At 65.5% G+C, this 725-nt stretch carries 1 protein-coding gene; it reads right to left on the bottom strand.

Features of this window, described 5'->3' with window-relative positions:
• Window positions 1-725 (bottom strand): GTP-binding protein (locus AC3WRV_RS16810; protein WP_492314144.1); only part of this gene is annotated, 725 nt, incomplete at its 3' end.

Below are 725 nucleotides of genomic sequence, written 5' to 3'. Positions count from 1 at the left end.
CCGACCTTGACGATGCCCTTCTCGACGCGGCCCGTGACCACGGTGCCGCGGCCCGAGATCGAGAACACGTCTTCCACCGGCATCAGGAACGGCAGGTCCACCGGACGCTCCGGCTGCGGGATGTAGCTGTCGACCGTTTCCATCAGCGCCAGAACCTGGTTCTCGCCGATCTCCGGGTTCACGCCGTCGGTCGCGGCCTTGGCCGAACCCATGGTGATCGGAATGTCGTCGCCCGGGAACTGGTACGACGAGAGCAGCTCGCGCACTTCCATCTCGACCAGCTCGAGCAGTTCCTTGTCGTCGACCAGGTCGACCTTGTTCATGAACACCACCAGCGCCGGCACGCCGACCTGACGGGCCAGCAGGATGTGCTCGCGCGTCTGCGGCATCGGGCCGTCAGCGGCCGAAACCACCAGGATCGCGCCGTCCATCTGGGCGGCGCCGGTGATCATGTTCTTCACGTAGTCGGCGTGGCCCGGGCAGTCGACGTGGGCGTAGTGACGGTTGGCCGTCTCATACTCGACGTGCGCCGTGTTGATCGTGATGCCGCGCGCCTTCTCTTCCGGCGCAGCGTCGATGTCGGCGTAGTTCATCGCCTTGGCGCCGCCGGCCTTCGCCAGCGTCATCGTGATCGCCGCCGTCAGCGTCGTCTTGCCGTGGTCAACGTGACCGATCGTGCCGATGTTGCAGTGCGGCTTGGTGCGTTCGAACTTTTCCTTGGCCAT

It is taken from the genome of Brevundimonas sp. EU05-FHT14B11, from assembly GCF_058790835.1.
The sequence above is the reverse complement of the archived record's forward strand: the minus strand, read 5'-3'. Positions and strand labels throughout refer to the sequence as shown.